This is a genomic window from Salmonella sp. SAL04162 (assembly GCF_046551535.1).
Classification (GTDB): domain Bacteria; phylum Pseudomonadota; class Gammaproteobacteria; order Enterobacterales; family Enterobacteriaceae; genus Salmonella; species Salmonella enterica.
In genome coordinates this window covers 1-706 of record NZ_JBGDVX010000046.1, presented here as the reverse complement: position 1 = coordinate 706, position 706 = coordinate 1, and the positions used below count along the sequence as shown (strand labels likewise).

Genomic DNA, 706 nt, shown 5'->3' with positions numbered 1-706 from the left:
TCGCTGCCGCAGCTTCGGTGCATGGTTTAGCCCCGTTACATCTTCCGCGCAGGCCGACTCGACCAGTGAGCTATTACGCTTTCTTTAAATGATGGCTGCTTCTAAGCCAACATCCTGGCTGTCTGGGCCTTCCCACATCGTTTCCCACTTAACCATGACTTTGGGACCTTAGCTGGCGGTCTGGGTTGTTTCCCTCTTCACGACGGACGTTAGCACCCGCCGTGTGTCTCCCGTGATAACATTCTCCGGTATTCGCAGTTTGCATCGGGTTGGTAAGCCGGGATGGCCCCCTAGCCGAAACAGTGCTCTACCCCCGGAGATGAATTCACGAGGCGCTACCTAAATAGCTTTCGGGGAGAACCAGCTATCTCCCGGTTTGATTGGCCTTTCACCCCCAGCCACAGGTCATCCGCTAATTTTTCAACATTAGTCGGTTCGGTCCTCCAGTTAGTGTTACCCAACCTTCAACCTGCCCATGGCTAGATCACCGGGTTTCGGGTCTATACCCTGCAACTTAACGCCCAATTAAGACTCGGTTTCCCTCCGGCTCCCCTATTCGGTTAACCTTGCTACAGAATATAAGTCGCTGACCCATTATACAAAAGGTACGCAGTCACACCCCAAAGGGTGCTCCCACTGCTTGTACGTACACGGTTTCAGGTTCTTTTTCACTCCCCTCGCCGGGGTTCTTTTCGCCTTTCCCTCA

Annotated in this window: 1 rRNA gene; it reads right to left on the bottom strand. The window is 53.4% G+C overall.

The window, feature by feature from the left end:
• Positions 1–706 (bottom strand): 23S ribosomal RNA (locus ACLJRH_RS26225); the annotation flags it as partial.